General features: G+C 73.7%; 19 protein-coding genes. 1 reads left to right on the forward strand and 18 read right to left on the reverse strand.

Features of this window, described 5'->3' with window-relative positions:
• Nucleotides 1-2 precede the first annotated feature (2 nt).
• Entirely contained in the window at nucleotides 3-248 is a 246-nt protein-coding gene (locus FXF51_RS09670) for a hypothetical protein (RefSeq protein ID WP_148433936.1), read from the forward strand.
• On the opposite strand, the gene FXF51_RS09675 is transcribed toward FXF51_RS09670, so the two are convergent.
• The 18 genes from FXF51_RS09675 to FXF51_RS09760 form a co-directional block, all read right to left on the reverse strand.
• Nucleotides 245-1,078, reverse strand: a complete 834-nt coding sequence (locus FXF51_RS09675) for an inositol monophosphatase family protein (protein WP_222871217.1) — start codon at nucleotides 1,076-1,078, stop codon at nucleotides 245-247. The genes FXF51_RS09670 and FXF51_RS09675 overlap by 4 nt on opposite strands.
• Nucleotides 1,079-1,212: 134 nt before the next feature.
• The gene (locus tag FXF51_RS09680) at nucleotides 1,213-2,388 is read right to left on the reverse strand and encodes an alpha-D-ribose 1-methylphosphonate 5-triphosphate diphosphatase (RefSeq protein ID WP_148433938.1); all 1,176 of its coding nucleotides are present in this window, start codon (nucleotides 2,386-2,388) and stop codon (nucleotides 1,213-1,215) included.
• The gene (locus tag FXF51_RS09685; protein WP_148433939.1) at nucleotides 2,385-3,134 is read right to left on the reverse strand and encodes an ATP-binding cassette domain-containing protein; all 750 of its coding nucleotides are present in this window, start codon (nucleotides 3,132-3,134) and stop codon (nucleotides 2,385-2,387) included. The genes FXF51_RS09680 and FXF51_RS09685 overlap by 4 nt, the downstream gene beginning before the upstream one ends.
• A complete protein-coding gene (locus FXF51_RS09690) occupies nucleotides 3,131-3,967 on the reverse strand; it encodes an ATP-binding cassette domain-containing protein (RefSeq protein WP_148433940.1) in 837 nt (278 codons plus the stop codon). The genes FXF51_RS09685 and FXF51_RS09690 overlap by 4 nt, the downstream gene beginning before the upstream one ends.
• Nucleotides 3,964-4,821, reverse strand: coding sequence for an alpha-D-ribose 1-methylphosphonate 5-phosphate C-P-lyase PhnJ (locus FXF51_RS09695; RefSeq protein ID WP_148433941.1), 858 nt, complete (start codon nucleotides 4,819-4,821; stop codon nucleotides 3,964-3,966). The genes FXF51_RS09690 and FXF51_RS09695 overlap by 4 nt, the downstream gene beginning before the upstream one ends.
• On the reverse strand, nucleotides 4,818-6,029 hold the full coding sequence (locus FXF51_RS09700) for a carbon-phosphorus lyase complex subunit PhnI (RefSeq protein WP_148433942.1): 1,212 nt from the start codon (nucleotides 6,027-6,029) through the stop codon (nucleotides 4,818-4,820). The genes FXF51_RS09695 and FXF51_RS09700 overlap by 4 nt, the downstream gene beginning before the upstream one ends.
• Before the next feature lies 1 nt (nucleotide 6,030).
• Nucleotides 6,031-6,699 carry a phosphonate C-P lyase system protein PhnH gene (phnH, locus tag FXF51_RS09705; protein WP_187414281.1) on the reverse strand — a complete coding sequence of 223 codons (669 nt, stop codon included), beginning with the start codon at nucleotides 6,697-6,699 and terminating at the stop codon, nucleotides 6,031-6,033.
• Entirely contained in the window at nucleotides 6,696-7,151 is a 456-nt protein-coding gene (phnG, locus tag FXF51_RS09710) for a phosphonate C-P lyase system protein PhnG (RefSeq protein ID WP_222871218.1), read from the reverse strand. The genes phnH and phnG overlap by 4 nt, the downstream gene beginning before the upstream one ends.
• Nucleotides 7,148-7,867: a GntR family transcriptional regulator gene (locus FXF51_RS09715; RefSeq protein WP_187414282.1), complete on the reverse strand. Its 720-nt coding sequence runs from the start codon at nucleotides 7,865-7,867 to the stop codon at nucleotides 7,148-7,150. Before FXF51_RS09715 ends, phnG begins: the two co-directional genes overlap by 4 nt.
• 71 nt (nucleotides 7,868-7,938) lie before the next feature.
• The gene (locus tag FXF51_RS09720) at nucleotides 7,939-9,597 is read right to left on the reverse strand and encodes a PhnE/PtxC family ABC transporter permease (protein ID WP_148433945.1); all 1,659 of its coding nucleotides are present in this window, start codon (nucleotides 9,595-9,597) and stop codon (nucleotides 7,939-7,941) included.
• Nucleotides 9,594-10,367 (reverse strand): phosphonate ABC transporter ATP-binding protein, encoded by a 774-nt coding sequence (phnC, locus tag FXF51_RS09725; protein WP_262379383.1) that lies wholly within the window; start codon nucleotides 10,365-10,367, stop codon nucleotides 9,594-9,596. Before phnC ends, FXF51_RS09720 begins: the two co-directional genes overlap by 4 nt.
• A complete protein-coding gene (locus FXF51_RS09730) occupies nucleotides 10,352-11,275 on the reverse strand; it encodes a phosphate/phosphite/phosphonate ABC transporter substrate-binding protein (RefSeq protein WP_222871219.1) in 924 nt (307 codons plus the stop codon). The genes phnC and FXF51_RS09730 overlap by 16 nt, the downstream gene beginning before the upstream one ends.
• A gap of 199 nt (nucleotides 11,276-11,474) precedes the next feature.
• Complete coding sequence (locus tag FXF51_RS09735) at nucleotides 11,475-12,962, reverse strand: cation acetate symporter (protein ID WP_148433946.1); 1,488 nt, start codon at nucleotides 12,960-12,962, stop codon at nucleotides 11,475-11,477.
• A 31-nt stretch (nucleotides 12,963-12,993) separates the two neighbouring features.
• Entirely contained in the window at nucleotides 12,994-13,407 is a 414-nt protein-coding gene (locus tag FXF51_RS09740; protein ID WP_148433947.1) for a hypothetical protein, read from the reverse strand.
• Complete coding sequence (locus FXF51_RS09745; RefSeq protein ID WP_148433948.1) at nucleotides 13,404-14,153, reverse strand: LytR/AlgR family response regulator transcription factor; 750 nt, start codon at nucleotides 14,151-14,153, stop codon at nucleotides 13,404-13,406. Before FXF51_RS09745 ends, FXF51_RS09740 begins: the two co-directional genes overlap by 4 nt.
• A 33-nt stretch (nucleotides 14,154-14,186) precedes the next feature.
• Entirely contained in the window at nucleotides 14,187-15,368 is a 1,182-nt protein-coding gene (locus tag FXF51_RS09750; RefSeq protein WP_148433949.1) for a sensor histidine kinase, read from the reverse strand.
• A 36-nt stretch (nucleotides 15,369-15,404) separates the two neighbouring features.
• Nucleotides 15,405-15,809 carry an HIT family protein gene (locus FXF51_RS09755; RefSeq protein WP_148433950.1) on the reverse strand — a complete coding sequence of 135 codons (405 nt, stop codon included), beginning with the start codon at nucleotides 15,807-15,809 and terminating at the stop codon, nucleotides 15,405-15,407.
• On the reverse strand, nucleotides 15,806-16,513 hold the full coding sequence (locus tag FXF51_RS09760; RefSeq protein ID WP_148433951.1) for a DUF1838 family protein: 708 nt from the start codon (nucleotides 16,511-16,513) through the stop codon (nucleotides 15,806-15,808). The genes FXF51_RS09755 and FXF51_RS09760 overlap by 4 nt, the downstream gene beginning before the upstream one ends.
• Nucleotides 16,514-16,559 lie beyond the last annotated feature (46 nt).

The following is a 16,559-nucleotide window of genomic DNA, read 5'->3' on the forward strand; positions in this document are numbered from 1 at the left end:
CCATGCCGAGACCAGAGCACCCCACCGACCCGGACGTCGAGATCAGCGCCTCAGTCACCGCCAGGGAGCTCCGCTTCCACGCGCGGCCCGAGGTGTCGGTGCACGCGGAGGCGGGGCCCGGCGGCGAGTGCGCCTGGGGCAGCGACCGGACGAACCTGCCCGACCAGGTGGAGCCGGACGTCACCTACCGCGACATCCGCATCGACTTCCGCGTGGCGGCCGCACTCGCCGACCCCAAGCACCCCTAGTGATCTCGTGCGGCCTCGTAGGCGGCGCGCAGGACCGAGGCCAGCTCGTCCGCCAGCTCCGGGCTGGCCCCCACCACCCCGCTCCACCGCCGGGTCAGGTCGGTGTCCAGCTCCACCGCCCGCCCGAACACGTCCCTGACCGCCCCGCCCGCCGCCTCGGCCAGCACCACGGAGGCGGCGATGTCCACCAGCCGGTGCGTGTCCGTGGCGGCGTCGGCGAAGGCGTCCGTCGCGCCCTGCGCCACGAGCGCGCCCTCCAGGCAGCTCGTGCTCAGGATGCGCACGCGCGCCACCCGCCGCACCACCTCCCACCAGGCGGCGCTGGCGGCGGCGTTGGCCGGGTGCGGGCGCAGGAGGGAGACGGCGGCGCCCGCCAGCTCGCGGCGGCCGCTCGTGCGCAGCGGCGACGGCACGCCCGCCCACGCCCACCAGCTCCGCCCGGTGTCCAGCCACACGGTCAGCGCCTCGGTGAAGACGCCGTCCTCGGCGACGGCCGCGGAGAAGGCCGACAGGGGGACGCCGGCGGCGGCGTTGGCCGAGCCGTCCACCGGGTCCATGACGAGGGTGAGCGCCGAGCCGTTGTCCACCCAGCCGGTCTCCTCGGTGAGGATGTTGACGGGGTGCCGGGACAGGCCGGTGAGGATGGCGTCCTCGACGAGGACGTCGATGCGCATGGTGGGGGTGCCGTCCGCGCCGTCCGCCACGACGGCGGCCAGGGTGGCGCGGTCGTGCTCGGCGGTGGCGGCGGTGTAGGCGTCCAGCGCGGCCGCAGCGGCGGCGGCCAGGGCAGGATGCGCCTCCACAGGCACCCCCACACCCCACCCGCGCACGCTCGACACCTCGGCACCCGCCCCACGTCCGCGCGTCGCACCCGCCGACGGCGAGCGCCCCTCCGGCGCGGGCGACTCGGGCTGGTGTCTCTCCCCGCCGGTCATCGCCGTCCCCTCTCCGTGCGGCGTCCGCGTCACTGTCCTACCCCCGCGAGCAACGCGGAGTCACCCGCCGTGACGGTCATCCGCACGGTCGGCCACCCCCGGTCCACGGTCACCACGGTGAGGTCGCCGCGCTGTCCCTCGGCCAGCGCGCCGCGATCGGTGAGCCCCGCGACGGCGGCGGGCCCGGAGGTGACCAGGGCGACGGCCCGGGGCAGGGAGACGATCTCGCGGGTGGCGAGGAGGAGCGCCGCCGCCAGGGGCGCGGAGGGCAGGTAGTCGCTGGACAGCCCGTCCACCAGCCCCTCCGCCACGAGCTCGGCCGCCGACACGTTCCCGGAGTGCGAGCCGCCGCGCAGGATGTTCGGCGCCCCCGCCACGACCCGCAGCCCCCGCTCGCGGGCGGCCCGCGCCGCCTCGAAGGTGGTGGGGAACTCGGCGACCGCGACCCCGTTGGCCACCGCCACGTCCACCTCCCCGGGCGTCACCGGGTCGTGGGCGAGCAGCCGCGCCCGCCCCTGCGCCGCCAGTTCGGCGAGCCGGCCGAGGGCGATCTCGCGGTGCCCGATGCGCGCGTCGCGTTCGGCCACCAGCGTCTCGACCCGCCGCTGGGCCTCCTCGGCCGAGATGCCTTCTGTGCCCTCCAGCCAGCGCCGGTAGACGGCCGAGTCCCGGTACTGGCCCTGCCCCGGCGTGTGGTCCTCGAAGGAGACGAGCGGCGGCGGCTCCGGCGTACCGGACAGGCAGGAGTCGAGTGCCGTCAGGCCGTCGGGGTCGCGGGCGTCGAGGCGGTAGAGGATGCGGTGATCGAGCAGCGCGTGGCCGGAGGCGGCGCGCTCGCGGATGGCGGCGTCGAGCCGGCGCGCCCGCTCGACGGTGCGGCCCTTGCGGTTGTGCGACTCGAACGCCACCCCGTGGAACACCGTGGTGATCCCCGCGGCCCGCACCCGTCCCTCGAAGCTGGACACCCCGAACCCGACCTCGAACTCGGCGTTCGGACGGGGCCGCAGCTCGGTCTCCAGCCCGTCGGAGTGGGTGTCGACGAGGCCGGGCAGCAGCAGCGCGCCACGCAGGTCCACGGCCTCGGCGGGCACGGCGCCGGGCCGCGCGGGGCCGACGTGGGTGATCAGGCCGTGCTCGGTGACGACGAGCGCGTCGTCGATGACGCGGCCGGGCAGGACGGCCGTGGCGTGCGCCAGCACCTTCATCGGGCAACCTCCAGGTGAGAAGTACGCAGTACGTCGGCGGGCGTCCCGTCAGCGGACACCAGGCCGTCCGCCAGCACCGCCACCCGGGTGGCGAGCCGTTCGATGGCGTCGAGGTCGTGGAAGACGGACAGCACGGCCACGCCCGCGCCCGTCAGCCCGGCGATCATGGACAGCACCGCCTCCCTGTTGACCGGGTCGAGCGCGGAGACCGGCTCGTCGAGCAGCAGCAGCCGCGGCGGGGAGATGGTGCCGGCGGCCAGGTTCACGCGCTGCTTCTGGCCGCCCGACAGGACGGTGGTGTGCATGGCCCACAGGCGCTCGTCGATGCCGAGCCTGCGCAGGGCGTCGGCGGCGGCGTCGCGGGCGGCGTCCGCGTCCAGGCCGCGGGCGGCGCCGGCGCGGGCGACCACGTCGAGCACGGCCCGCCTCGGCTCGGCGCGCAGGAACTGGGAGACGTACCCGAGCTCCCTGCCCCGCAGGTCGGCGACCTGGGCGTCGGGCAGCGCCGCCAGGTCCACGACCTCGCCGGACGAGGTGCGCAGCAGGATCCGCCCGGCGGTGGGCACGTACGTGCGGTGGACGCAGCGCAGCAGCGACGACTTGCCCGCCCCCGACGAGCCGGCCAGCGCGACGTGCTCGCCGGCGGCCACGTCGAGGTCCACGCCGCGCAGCGCGCCCACGGTGCGGCCGTCGATGGTGTGCAGGGTGAAGGACTTGACCAGGCCGCGGATCCGGAGGACGTTCATCCGCGCGCCGCCGCGACGAGCCGCTGGCTGTACGGGTGCTGCGGGTCCTCCAGCAACTGGTCGGTCAGGCCCGTCTCGACGACGCGGCCGTGTTGCATCACCATCACCCTCCTGGTCAGCATCTCGATGACGCCGAAATCGTGGGAGACGACCACGGCGGCGACGCCGAGCCGTTCGAGCAGGTTCCTGAGCAGGTCGAGCACGCCGGCGGCGACGGAGGCGTCCAGGCCGGTGGTCGGCTCGTCGAGCAGGAGCACGGGCGGCCGGTTGGCCAGCGCCTTGGCGATCTGGACGCGCTGCCGCATGCCGCCGGAGAACGTGCGGACCGGATCGTCCATGCGTGAGAGCGGCACCTCGGTCAGCTCCAGCAGCTCGGCGGCGCGCTCCCTGATGCGGCCGAAGTGCCGGCCGCCGGCGGCGGTGAGGCGTTCTGCGATGTTGCCGCCCGCGCTGGTGTCCAGGTCGAGCCCGTAGGCGGGGTCCTGGTAGACGACCGAGACGCGGTCGATGCGCAGCCGCCTGCGGGCGCTGTCGTCCAGCGCCAGCACGTCGGTGCGGCCGTCGTCGTAGCCGCGCAGGTACGCGCTGCCCCTGCTGGGCCGCTCGTCCCCGGCCACGCAGCGCATGACCGTGGACTTGCCCGAGCCCGACTCGCCGACGATGCCCAGCGCCTCGCCCGGCGCCACCTCGAAGGCGACGTCCCAGGCGGCCACCACGGCGCCGGTCGCGGGCGACACCGAGGTGCCGTGCTCCGGCCCGGTGCCGGGCAGCGAGCGCGGGCCGGGGTCTCCGTAGACCCTGCCGAGCCCGTCCACCTTCAACGCCCAGCTCATTGATCCTTCTCCCTGTTCCGCGTGCAGAAGTCCGTGTCGCTGCACACCCACGTCACGGACCCGTCCGTCGCCGGCACCTCCACCAGGTACGACTCCGCGCTCCCGCAGTGCCGGCAGGCCGCACCCGGTGTGTGCTCGACCTCGAACGGGATGTCCTCGAACACCAGCGGCTCCACCACGGTGTGCGGCGGCACCGCGTAGATCCGCTTCTCCCTGCCCGCCCCGAACAGCGTCAGGTGCTCCGCCATGTTCAGCTTCGGCACGTCGAACCTGGGGATCGGCGTGGGCGAGATGAGGTACCGGCCGTTCACCACGCAGGGGTAGCCGGCGGTCTTGGTGACGACGCCGTTGCGCACGACGTCCTCGTACAGGCCGACCCACATGCGCGAGTAGTCGGCCTCGGCGTGCATCCTGCGCTGCTCGCGCACGTCCCGCTCGACGGCGCGCAGCGGCTCGGGCACCGGCACCTGCAGCACGAGCGTCTGGTCGGCGCGCAGCGGCGTCTCGGGGATGCGGTGCCTGGACTGGATCAGGCTCGCCTGCCGCGTGTCCGTCTCCTGCTCGCAGCCGACGTGGCCGACGACCAGGCGGCGCAGGTTGGCGGCGTTCACGCCGCCGTCCTCGCCCTGGTCGATGACCTTGAGCCGGTCCTCGGGGCCGACCAGGGCCAGCGTCACCTGGAGGCCGCCTGAGCCCCAGCCGCGCGCGACGGGCATCTCGCGGGAGCCGAACGGCACCTGGTAGCCCGGCACGGCCACGGCGGTGAGCGCGGCCCTGCGCACCTCGCGCTTGGACAGCTCGTCGAAGATGCCTCTGGGGCCGCCGTCGCCCGCCAGTTCCCTGATCGTGCTCATCGGGCACCCGCCTTCCGTACCGCGCGCTTGCGGTCGAGCACCGACCTGAAGTCCACGTAGTGGGGCAGCTTGAGGTGCTCCAGGAAGCCGGACGCCTCGATGCCGTCGAGCGTCAGCAGCACCTCCTGCTCCAGCCCGGTACGGCCGCCGTCGCGGTGCACCAGCAGGTCCAGGCCCGCCATGGCGATGGCCTTGCGCTCGTTGTGGCCGAAGCACATGCCGTAGCCGAGGTCGAGGCGGGTGCGGTCCTCCTCGGCGCGGTCGAGGTCGTCGATCGTCTCCACCTCGGTGACGCGCACCTCCGCCACCGTCACCGGATTGCCCGTCAGGGGGTGGGCGACGCGGACGGGGAGGGCGCCGTGGCGCACCTCGCCGGGGAACTCGTGGTTGTGCCTGCCCGGCTGGAAGGTGTGGGAGTACCACAGGTGCACGAGGGCGCCGGTCTCCGCCCTGGCCATCGCGGTCAGGCGGGCCGAGCGGGGGACTCCTGGGCGGATGGGGTCGCGGGTGATGTCGTACGGGTCGGGGTCGCCGTCCGTGCGCCTTTCCACCAGCAGGTCCATGGAACGGAGGAGGCGGAGCAGGCGCGGCGGCCGTCGCGGGTCCGCACCATCGGCGTCGCCCTCCGCGCGCGTCTCCCCGCGCCCGCCGCCGTGCGCGCCGTCATGCGCGCCGCCGTGCGCGTCTTCATGCGCGCCGCCGTGCGCGTCTTCATGCGCGTCGCCGTGCGCGCCGCCGTACCGATGCCCGTGCCCGTGGCCGTGGCCGTTCGCTGCGGGCTCCGTGGCGCGGGCCCTGGCCTGCTCCTCCGGCATGAGGTCGAGCAGGCGGCCCACGTAGTCGAGCGTCCGGCCGAGGAGCTGGCTGCCGGGCGGGTTGCGGAAGGCGGGCGAGATGCGGCGCGAGATCCGCAGCTCGTCGGCGTGCACCGGCTCGGAGTAGGCCACCCTGGGCAGCGTCGAGCGGTGCGCCCTGATGAGCTGCGCCGCCTCCTGCACGTCGCCCTCGGCCTGGCGCAGCGCCCTGGCCGCCAGCTCGGGGGCCCACAGGCCGCCCTCGCCCATGATCCGGTCCACGGCGAGCCGCAGCCGGTCGGTGATCTGGTCGATGCCCAGCCAGTCGCTGGGGCCTCCGTAGCGGTGGCGTTCGACGAGCTGCTCGGCGGCCAGGATGGCCTCGTGGCCGCCGCTGGCACCTGAGTAACCCATGTCAGGCTTCTCCGTTCTCGATCTGGATGCGGGTGCTGCGCGGCAGCCCGGCGACGGTTCCGTCCTGGGCGACGAGGAACGTGTCCACGCCCGCGGGGAAGGCGGCGTTGGCGGTGGTGAGCGCCTCGAAGACGTCGCGGGGCAGGCCCCCGACCCGCAGCCGCCGCGTGCCCGGCACCCCCGGACCGCTGAGCGTGAGGACGACTCCTCCTGGAACGTTCCCGCAGTCGTCTCCGGCCAGCGCGGCGACCGCGACCACCAGCCGCGTCCCCAGCTCGGGGTGCATGGCGTCGCCCCTGGTCAGACCGGCGATCTCGGCGGCGGTGGGCGGGCGCAGCGCCACCACCATGCGGGCCCGCTCCGGCGGGGCGGGCGGCGCGGACGTCCCCAGGTGCAGGGCGCGCGCCCAGTGCTCCGCGCCCGGCTCGGTCAGCACGGCGGTCGGCACCTCGACGTCGGCCAGCCCGGCCGCGACGGCCAGCGCCACGGGCCCCTCGCCGCGCCCCTCACCGCGCCCCCCGCCGGACCCCCCGCCGGCCCCGACGACGTCGAGGGCGCCCGGCCTGGACAGCACGTTGAGCAACACCCGGAAGTCGGCCTGAGCCCGCGCCGCCGTCGGCGTCACCGCGCGGACGTGGACGCCGATCCCCTGTACGGCGGTGACGGTCATGTCAGCTCCTCGAAGGCCACGCGGGTCATCGACACCTCGGCCCATTCGGCGGCGTCCTCCCTGGCCCGCCGCTCCGCCACGGCCGCGCACAGGGCGTGCACGTCGTCGGCGGCCGGCAGCCCGGCCTCGGCGGCGGCGTCCAGGAGGGCGGCGGCGAGGGCGGCCACGCGGTCGTCGCCGCCGCGCATGCACCACCCGGCGGCGCCCGCCACCTCGACGGTGCACGAGGTGACGAGCACCTCCCCCAGATGGAAGCGTTCCTCGGCGACCGGCTCGCGCACGGTGAGCATCACCATCCCGACCTCGGGCCGGTGCAGCACGGTCGGCTCGCCCAGCTCGCCGGTGTGGAGCAGGCGCTCGGCGAGCGGCAGCAGTTCCTCTGAGGTCGCGGCGGCCAGCAGCCCGGCGCGTTCCTCCCTGGTGATGACGTTTCCGGTGATGACGTTGGTCAAGGGGTTTCCTCTTCGATCTCGAAGGTGACGTCGAGCACGTCGGGCCGCAGGTAGGTGCGGGCGTACTCGACGTACGGGCCGCCCGCGGCGCGGTTCACGCTCTCGGCCAGCCAGACGGGGCCGCGGCTGCCGCCGGCCAGGTGCTCGGCGATGCCCTGCGGGGGCACGTCGAGGCTGATCCGGTAGCGGGCGCGGATGACGGTGAGCCCGTAGCGGCGGCGCAGCACCCTGTGCAGGGAGACCTCGTCGCCCAGCTCCCTGTCCAGGTTCAGCAGGGGGCGCCGGGGCAGGACGCTGGTGGCGTACGCGGCGACCTCGCCGTTCACGCTGAACACCCGCTCGACCGCCCACACGGCCGCGCCGGGCTGCAGGCGGAGCCTGGCGCGCTCCTGCTCGACCGCGCGCCTGACGCCGCAGCTCACCAGCCGCGACGCCGGCTCGGCGCCGGCCAGACGCACGGTCTCGCTGAACGAGGGCGGGACGTGCGCGGAGATCACGTACTCCACGCGTCCGCGCCTGAAGGTGCCGACACCCTGGACGCGGCGCACCAGCAGCCGCCGCTCCAGCTCTTGCAGGGCCGCGCGGGCGGCGGGCCTGCTGACGTGGAAGCGTTCGGCCAGCACGTGCTCGCTCGGCACCTGCGCGCCCACGGGCACGTGGGCCAGCTCCGCCTCCAGGATGTCGGCCATCTCCAGGTAGCGCTGCGTGCTTGTCATGACAAGCAGCCTCGGCGACCTCTCTGACCGGGAGGTGAACGGCGGGCGACGCCGCACGAGCGCACAGGCCATCAGCGGAGGACGGATCGCAGCCGGGCCGAGACCGCCTCCACCGCCAGGACCAGCAGGAACACCGGCAGCACGATCGCCGTCACGACGTCGTACCCGAGCGCTCTGATCTGCTGGCTCAGCGCGAAGCCGAGCTCGCCCGCGCCGACGATGCCGAGGACGAAGAAGGCCCGCAGGTTGACGTCGAGCGCGTACAGGGTGGTCGCGGTGAGGCGGGGGGTGAGCTGGCCGAGCACGGCCACGGTCAGCTCCTGCCCGGCTCCCGCCCCGGCCGAGCGGACGGCCTCGCGGGGCCCGGCGCGCAGCTCCTCGGCGTCGTCGGCGACGAGCTTGGCGACCAGGGCGGCGGTGAACACGGCCAGCGCCAGCGTCCCCGCGACGGGCCCGTCCATCAGCCCGAACGCCGCCACGAACACCAGCACGAGCAGCAGGTCGGGGATGGAGCGCAGGCCGACGAGCAGAACGCGGGCGGTCAGCCGCACGCCGTCGTTGGGCGCGACGGCGCGGGCGGCGGTCAGGCCGAGCGGGATGCCGGCCAGCGTGCCGAGGAAGGTGGCGCCGGCCGCGATCGCGACCGTCTCCAGCAGCCCCTCGCCGAGCGAGCCGGCGATCGGCTCGAAGTCCGGCGGGAAGAACTCGCCGAGCGCGCGCGCCGATCCGGCGGCGGCGTCGGCCAGCGCCGCCGGGCTCGCGCCGACCTGCCAGAACGCCACCGCCGTCAGGGCGATCGCGCCCCATCCGGCCAGGTGCGCGGCGGCCCGGCCGCGCGTCCACGGCACACGTGTCCCCCTTGCGGAGGGAATCGCCCTGGTACGCCCCGCGCCGAGGAGCTGGCCGCGCAGCGTCACCGAGACCATCTCGACGAGCAGCACGACGGCCACCGTCACCAGCGCGATGCCGACGGCCTCGCGGTAGTCGGTGAAGCCGAACGCCGTCTTGAGGTCCAGCCCGATGCCGCCCGCGCCGACGGCGCCGAGCAGCACGGAGCCGCGGAAGTTGATGTCGAGGCGGTAGAGGATGGCGGCCACCCAGGCGGGCGCCACCTGCGGCAGCACCCCGGCCAGCAGCCGCTGCGCCCGCCCGGCGCCAGTGCCGGCCACGGCCTCGCGGACGCCGGTGTCCGCCTGCTCGATCGCTTCTGTGAACAGCTTGCCGAGCATGCCGACGGAGTGCAGGCCCAGCGCCAGCACGCCGGGCAGGGGGCCGATGCCGATGGCGGCCACGAAGAAGACGGCGAACACGACGTCGGGGATGGCACGGCAGGCGACGATCACGGTCAGCGCCGCCGACCGCACAGCCTTGCGGCCTGCCCCGCCTCGCCCGGCCTCGCGACCGGCCCGGCCGCGCACCGCCGTTCCGCCTGTCTCCCCACCGGCTGCGGCCGGCACGGCCAGGACGGCCGCCAGCATCGTGGCCAGCGCGGTGCCCGCGATGGCCATCCACAGCGTGTCGAGCACGTGCGCGAACGTCGTGGCGGGGTCGCTCAGCGTCGGCGGCACGGCCCTGCCCAGCAGCGCCACGACCTCGCCGAACCCGCTGACCAGCCCGCTGACGCCGACGCCCAGGTAGCCGAGCGCGACGAGGCCGAGCGCCACGGACCCGATCGGGAACGCCCACGCGACGGCCCGGCGGGCGGTGCGCGGCGGCCCGACCCGGATCACGGCACCGTCACAGGGTCGGACAGATACAGCCCCCGCAACCGCACCGGGTCGAGCAGCTCGGTCGGCGAGTCCAGCCGGACCTTCCCCAGCCGCAGCCCCACCACCCGCCGCGTCCACTCCAACGCCAGCTCGACCTGGTGCAACGTGCACACCATGGTCAGCCCGTCCTCCCGGCAGACCCGCACCAGCAGATCCATCACGGAAGCGGCGGTCTCGGGATCGAGCGAGGCCACGGGTTCGTCGGCGAGCATCAGCTCGGGCCGCTGCAGCAGGGCCCGCGCGATGGCGACGCGCTGCTGCTGCCCTCCGGACAGGCTGCCGGCCCGCTGGTAGGCCCGGTCGGCCAGGCCGACCCGGTCCAGGTGCTCGAACGCCTCCGCCCGTACGGATCTGGGCCAGGTGACGATCCCGTACCGTGGCCCGCGGACCCGGCCGAGCGCGCCGTGCAGCACGTTCTCCATCACGGTGAGCCGTCCGATCAGGTTGAACTGCTGGAAGACCACGCCGACCCGCCGCCGCAGCGTCCGCAGCCCGGCGCCCTTGGCGCCGGCCACGTCGACGCCGAGCACGCGGACCTGGCCGGCGTCGGGCCTGGCCAGCCCGTTGAGGTGGCGCAGCAGCGTGGACTTGCCCGACCCGGACGGCCCGAGCAGGGCGACGATCTCCCCGCGCGCCACGGTCAGGTCGATCCCGGCGCACGCGGTCACCTCGCCGAACGCCTTGACCAGCCCCCTGGTCTCCACGACGGCCGCCGTCATGCCTTCGAGCACTTCTCGTTCTTGGTGGCGGCGCACACCTCGCGTACGGCGTCGAAGGTGGCGTCGGTGACGGCCTGCCAGCTCCAGATGGACTTGTCGTTGGTCACGGCGCAGCTCTCGGTGTCCTTACAGATGCCGAGCTGCACCATGCGGTCCTTGCCGGCGTCCTCGGTGAAGGTCTGCCGCAGCTTGGCCTTGAGGTCGGCGGGCAGCTCGTCCCGCATGGCGACGGGCGACATGGGGATCGGCTGGGACTTCCACACCACCTTCACGTCGCCCTGCTTGAGCTTGCCCTTGTCGATGAGGATGTGGTCGACCATCCCGCTCTCGGAGAAGCCGGCCTGGCACTTGCCTGAGGCGACCGACAGCACGGAGTTGTCGTGCCCGCCCGCCATGACGGGCTGGACGCCGGTCTTGGGGTCGATGCCCGCGTCGAGCAGCCCCTGGCTGGGGAAGAGGTAGCCGGACGTGGAGCCGGGGTCCACGAAGCACACCTTGGCGCCCTTGAACCCGTTGATGTCGGTGATCTGACTGTCGGCGGGGACGATGCCGTAGCTCTCGTACGTGGGCTTGCCGCCCTTCTCGACCATCGACGCGATCGGCGTGATCTTTGCGCCGTTGCTCCTGGCGAGCACGTACGACAGCGGCCCGAACTCGGCCAGATCGATCTTGCCGGACACCATGCCCTCGATGACCGCGTTGTAGTCGGTGGAGCGGACGAACTCCACCTTCCTGCCGGTGTTCTTCTCCAGGAGGGCGATGATGTCCTTGTACTCGGCGGTGGGGTCGATGTTCTGCTCCGTGGGGATGGCGGCGAAGCGCAGCACGTCGCCGCTGTCCGCGCTGCTGCCGCCGGCGGAGGAGCAGCCCGCCGCCGCGAGCGCGCCGATCATGGCCAGGGCGGTCAGGGTACGTATCACAGTCGGTTCTCCGAGCCTTGTCGCAGGTGGCGATCAGGCTGGCCACGGTCGTGGCGGACAGTGATGAGCAGGCCAGTCGCGCCTGACCCTGCACGAACCGGGGGGTTAACTCCGCGCGAACCCACCGGCCCGTAACTCTCCTGCCGGTGCGTCTCCACCGCGCGGACAGGGTCCGGTCACGTGGGCGGCGGGTGACGGGTCAGGAGGAGCGGGGCCGCCAGTCGCCGCGGTCCAGGTCGAGGTCCTCCGGCGTGTGCAGCCTGACCATGGTCCTGGCCACCCCGGCCGGCACCCGGTGCGGCGTCAGGAAGGACACGGCCGCCATCACGGTGAACGCGATCGGCACCGTCCACGCCGCCGGTTGGGCCAGCAGCGCCCCCGCCAGCCCGCGCTGCGGCCCTGCCACGATCGTCACCAGCACGGCCCCGCACGCCAGCCCGCCGCCCACGAACAGGCCCGCCAGCGCCCCGGTCGTGGACAGCCGCCGCCACCAGATGCCCAGCACCAGCAGCGGGCAGAACGACGAGGCCGCCACGGCGAACGCCAGCCCCACCACGTCCGCGACCGGCAGCGCCCGCGCCCACAGCGCCAGGGCCAGCGGCACCGCGACCGCCATCAGCGTGGCGATCCTGAACGAGCGCACCCCGCCCTTGAGCAGGTCCTGGGCGATCACCCCCGCCACGGACACGGTCAGACCGGAGGAGGTGGACAGGAACGCGGCGAAGGCGCCCGCGGTGACCAGCGCGGTCAGCAGGTCGCCGAGGGTGCCGCCGATCATGCGGGAGGGCAGGGCCAGCACGACGGTGTCCGTGCGGATGAGCTCGGGCGTGTACATGCGGCCCAGCCACCCGTACACGGCGGGCATCAGGTAGAAGGCGCCGAGCAGCGACAGCACCACGAGCGTGGTGCGCCGGGCGGCCCGCCCGTCGGGGTTGGTGTAGAAGCGGACGAGCACGTGCGGCAGCCCCATCGTGCCCAGGAACGTGGCCAGGATCAGCGAGTACGTCGAGTACAGCCCGTACTCCTTGCTTCCGGCGAGCGGCATCTGCCAGGTGGCCGCGTCGGCCGCGCTCACGTTCGGCGCCCCGTCGGCCTGCCAGGCCATCAGCAGGAACACCAGCGGCACGGCCAGCGCCGTCAGCTTCAGCCAGTACTGGAACGCCTGCACGAACGTGATCGACCGCATCCCGCCGGACAGCACGTTCACCGCCACGACCACCGCGACCAGCAGGCCGCCCACCCACACGGGCGCGCCGGTGATCGTCCGCAGCACCAGGCCGGCGCTCTGGAACTGCGGCATCAGGTAGAGCCAGCCGATCAGCACGACCAGCACGCTCGCGGTGCGGCGCACGGTCATCGACTCCAGCCTGGCCTCGGCGAAGTCCGGCAGCGTGTACGCCCCCGACCGGCGCAGCGGCGCGGAGACCAGCACCAGCAGCACCAGGTACCCGCCGGTCCAGCCGACGGGCAGCCACAGCATGTCCACGCCGAAGGTCAGGATCAGGCCCGCGATGCCCAGGAAGGAGGCCGCCGACAGGTACTCGCCGCCGATGGCCGAGGCGTTCCAGAGGGGGCTGACCGTGCGTGAGGCGACGTAGAAGTCGGAGGTCGTCCGCGAGACCCTGATGCCGAACGCCCCGATGAGCACGGCCGCCACCACGACGACCAGCACCGCCGTCAGACTCATGCGACCCGCTCCAGGCCCCGCCGCGTCCCGCTCACCGGCGCTCGACCAGCTCGGCGAAGTGCCGCTCGTTGCGCTCGGCCTGGCGCACGTACAGCCAGGCGCCGATGACGAAGGCGGGGTAGATGAGGCCGGCCAGCACCGCCCACGGCAGCGGCACGCCGAGCACGTGCACCTCGCGCAGCTCGGGGATGAGCAGGAACAGCAGCGGCAGCCCGCCCACCACGCACGCCAGCACCGTGCAGACGAACAACGCCAGCCGGAACTGGGTGCGCAGCAGCGAGTGCATGTAGACCTCGCCGAGCCGGGTCTGCTCGTCGATCTCCCGGGTGGCGGGGTAGCGGGGGCGGCGCGCGGCGGCGGTGCGCGGGCTGGTGACGGCCACCCGGCGGGGGACCTCTGGGCGGCCGCGCGCGGCCTCGGCACGCCGGCGCTGCTCGGAGCTCATTCCTGCCTGCCTTTCCTGGCCCGCCGCACCAGCAGGTCGCGCAGCTCGCGCGTGTGCCGCCGGCTGACCGGGATCTCGGTGTCCCCGACCCGCACGGTGCACTTGCCGGAGTCGATGTGCAGCTCCTCGATGTGCTTGACCGCCACCAGGTGGCTGCGGTGCACCCGGACGAACCCCGCCGACGCCCACCGCTCCTCCAGCGTGGCCAGCGGGATGCGCACCAGGTGGCTGCCCGTGGCGGTGTGCAGGCGGGCGTAGTCGCCGTGCGCCTCGACGTAGACGACGTCGGCGCTGGAGACGAACCGGGTCACCCCGCCCAGCTCGACCGGGATGGTGTCGCTCTCGCCGCCCTCCACCGGCACGTCGGCGGAGATCGCCACCCGCCTGATCGCCTCCGCCAGCCGCTCGGGGCGGACGGGCTTGAGCAGGTAGTCCTCGGCCTTGATCTCGAACGCGTCCACCGCGTGCTCCTCGTACGCGGTCACGAACACCACCCTCGGCGGGTTCGCGAACTGCGACAGCAGCCGCCCGAGCACCACGCCGTCCAGGCCGCGCATCCTGATGTCGAGGAACACGGCGTCGATCGGCCGCCCGTCGGCGATGGCGCGGTCGAGCAGCCGCAGCGCGGCGGCTCCGTCCCTGGCGGTGGCCACCTCCCCGATGCGGGGGTCGGCGCGCAGCAGGTACGACAGGTCTTCGAGGGCGGGCAGCTCGTCATCGACGGCGAGTACCCGGAGTTGTGCCATAGACAGTGATGAAACCGACAACAAAGATCGAGGTCAACGGGCGGAGACGCCTGGGTGATATTTCGGCAACCTGATGTTGACCTTGGTGCCCGCGCCGCTGGCCGTTTCGACGACCAGACCGTACTCGTCGCCGTACACCTGGCGCAGCCGCTCGTCCACGTTCGCCAGCCCGACGCCGCCCGCGGGGGTGATCTCACCTGCGAGGATGCGGCGCAGCCTGTCGGGGTCCATGCCGAGGCCGTCGTCCTCGACGCTGATGCGGCACTCTGCGCCCGCGTCCTCGGCGATGATCGTGATGCGGCCGACGCCGTTCTTGCTCTCCAGGCCGTGCCGCACCGCGTTCTCGACGAGCGGCTGCAGGCACAGGAACGGCACCGCGACCGGCAGCACCTCGGGTGCGATGCGCAGCGTCACCTGGAGCTGGTCGCCGAACCTGGCCCGCTCCAGGATCAGGTAGCGGTCGATGGAGCGCAGCTCCTCGGCCAGCGTGGTGAACTCGCCGTGCCGCCGGAAGGAGTAGCGGGTGAAGTCGGCGAACTCCAGCAGCAGCTCCCTGGCCCGCTCGGGGTCGGTGCGGACGAACGAGGCGATGGTGGTCAGCGAGTTGTAGATGAAGTGCGGCGAGATCTGCGCGCGCAGCGCCCGCACCTCGGCCTCCATGAGCAGCGTGCGCGAGCGGTCCAGCTCGGCGAGTTCGAGCTGCGAGTCCACCCAGCCGGCCACCTCCTGCGCGGCCCTGACCAGCCCGGCCGAGGCGTTCTGCCCGTAGGCGGCCAGCGCGCCCACGACGCGGTCGTCGGTGGTGAGCGGCACCACGACGGCGTGCCTGACGGGGCATTCGAGCAGGTCGCAGTCGATGGTCAGGACCTGTGTGCGGCCGTCCTTGAGGGTGGCCGCCGCGTGCTCGAAGGCCTGCTCGGCGTGGTGGTCGTCGCCGTCGCCGTCGTAGACGAGCAGCCGCTCGCCGTCGGTGATGGCCAGCGCGGCGGAGCCGAGCAGCGTGCGCAGGTGCCGCGAGGCGCGCTCGGCGCCGTCGGCGGTCAGGCCGGCCCGCAGCGGCGGGCCGGCGAGCGAGGCGGGGTGCAGGGTCTCGAACGTGGCCCGCTCCGCCGGGCTGGTGCCCAGCTCGCGGCGGCCCCGCATGACCCGCCACAACACGATCGCGGGCACGCCGACGAGCACGGCGACGACGGCCACGCCGACCAGGTACTCCACGCGGCCAGAGCCTAGCCGTTCACAGGGCCTAGCCGTTCACAGGGCCTCGGAGACGAGGGCGGCGTACGACCGGGCCTCTTCGTCCGAGTCGTACTTGGTGCGCGGCCAGAAGAACCCGCGCAGCCCGTCCTTCTTGTTGCGCGGCACGACGTGCACGTGCAGGTGGGCGACGCTCTGGCTGATCCGGTTGTTCATCGCCACGAACGTGCCGCCCGCCTCCAGCCCCCGCTCCACGGCCTGGGCCATGGCCCGCACCCGCTCGAAGAACGGCCCGACGTCGCCGAGGTCGGTGAGCGTCTCCACGTGCACGCGCGGCACCACCAGCACGTGGCCCTTGAAGACGGGCCTGGTGTCGAGGAAGGAGACCGCCACCTCGTCGGAGCCGACCACGTAGGCGGGCCGCTCCCCGGCGATGATCTCGCAGAACAGGTCGGTGCTCACCGGCCGACCCTATCGGCGAAGGCGGTCCAGCTCGTCATGTTGGGCGCCGACCACTCCGACGGGGCGTGCAGGAAGTGCTCGCCGACCCGCTCGCGCAGCCGCTCGGGCACCTCGCCCACCTTGGCGCCCCGGCAGTGGTAGACGAGCCCGCCGCCGCGCTGCCCCATGGCCATCCACGGCAGCCACGGCGACACCCGGCACCAGGAGAAGACGCACGGCACGTCCGGCATGCCCGACTCCACGGCGGCGGCCGGCGCGAAGAACTGGAACAGCTCCAGCGCCCGGTAGGTGTCGTCGGCCGAGTTGTCCGGGTAGTCGGCCACCTTCAGCGGCGACGGGTAGGCCAGCCGGACGTCCACGTTGTAGACGATCTGGTCGCCGAGCCGCGTCTCCGGCACCGGGTAGGCGCCCAGCCGCTGGTTGACCGGGTCGTTGAAGACGTGCTGCACCTCGACCTCGCGCCCGGTGATCGGGTTGTGCCAGGAGTCGAGCACCTGCCTGCCGCGGGGGTCGAGGTAGAGGGCGGCCTCCCTGGTCAGGAGCTGCCGGCCGCCCTCGGTCTCGACCGCCCTGGCCACGTTGAGCCCCTCGAACCCGAACAGGTGGTGCGGGCCGTCGCCGTCCTGCCAGCCGTAGACGTCGCCGGTCCAGTACGAGATCGTCTCCGCGCCGTCGGACGAGGCGCGCACCCGGAGGAAGTCCATGATCCGCAGCCTATCCCGTGCCTTCGCGACAGTGTGTTGCTATGTT

Origin of the sequence: Nonomuraea sp. PA05, from assembly GCF_008086045.1 — a bacterium.
Classification (GTDB): Bacteria; Actinomycetota; Actinomycetes; order Streptosporangiales; family Streptosporangiaceae; genus Nonomuraea; species Nonomuraea monospora.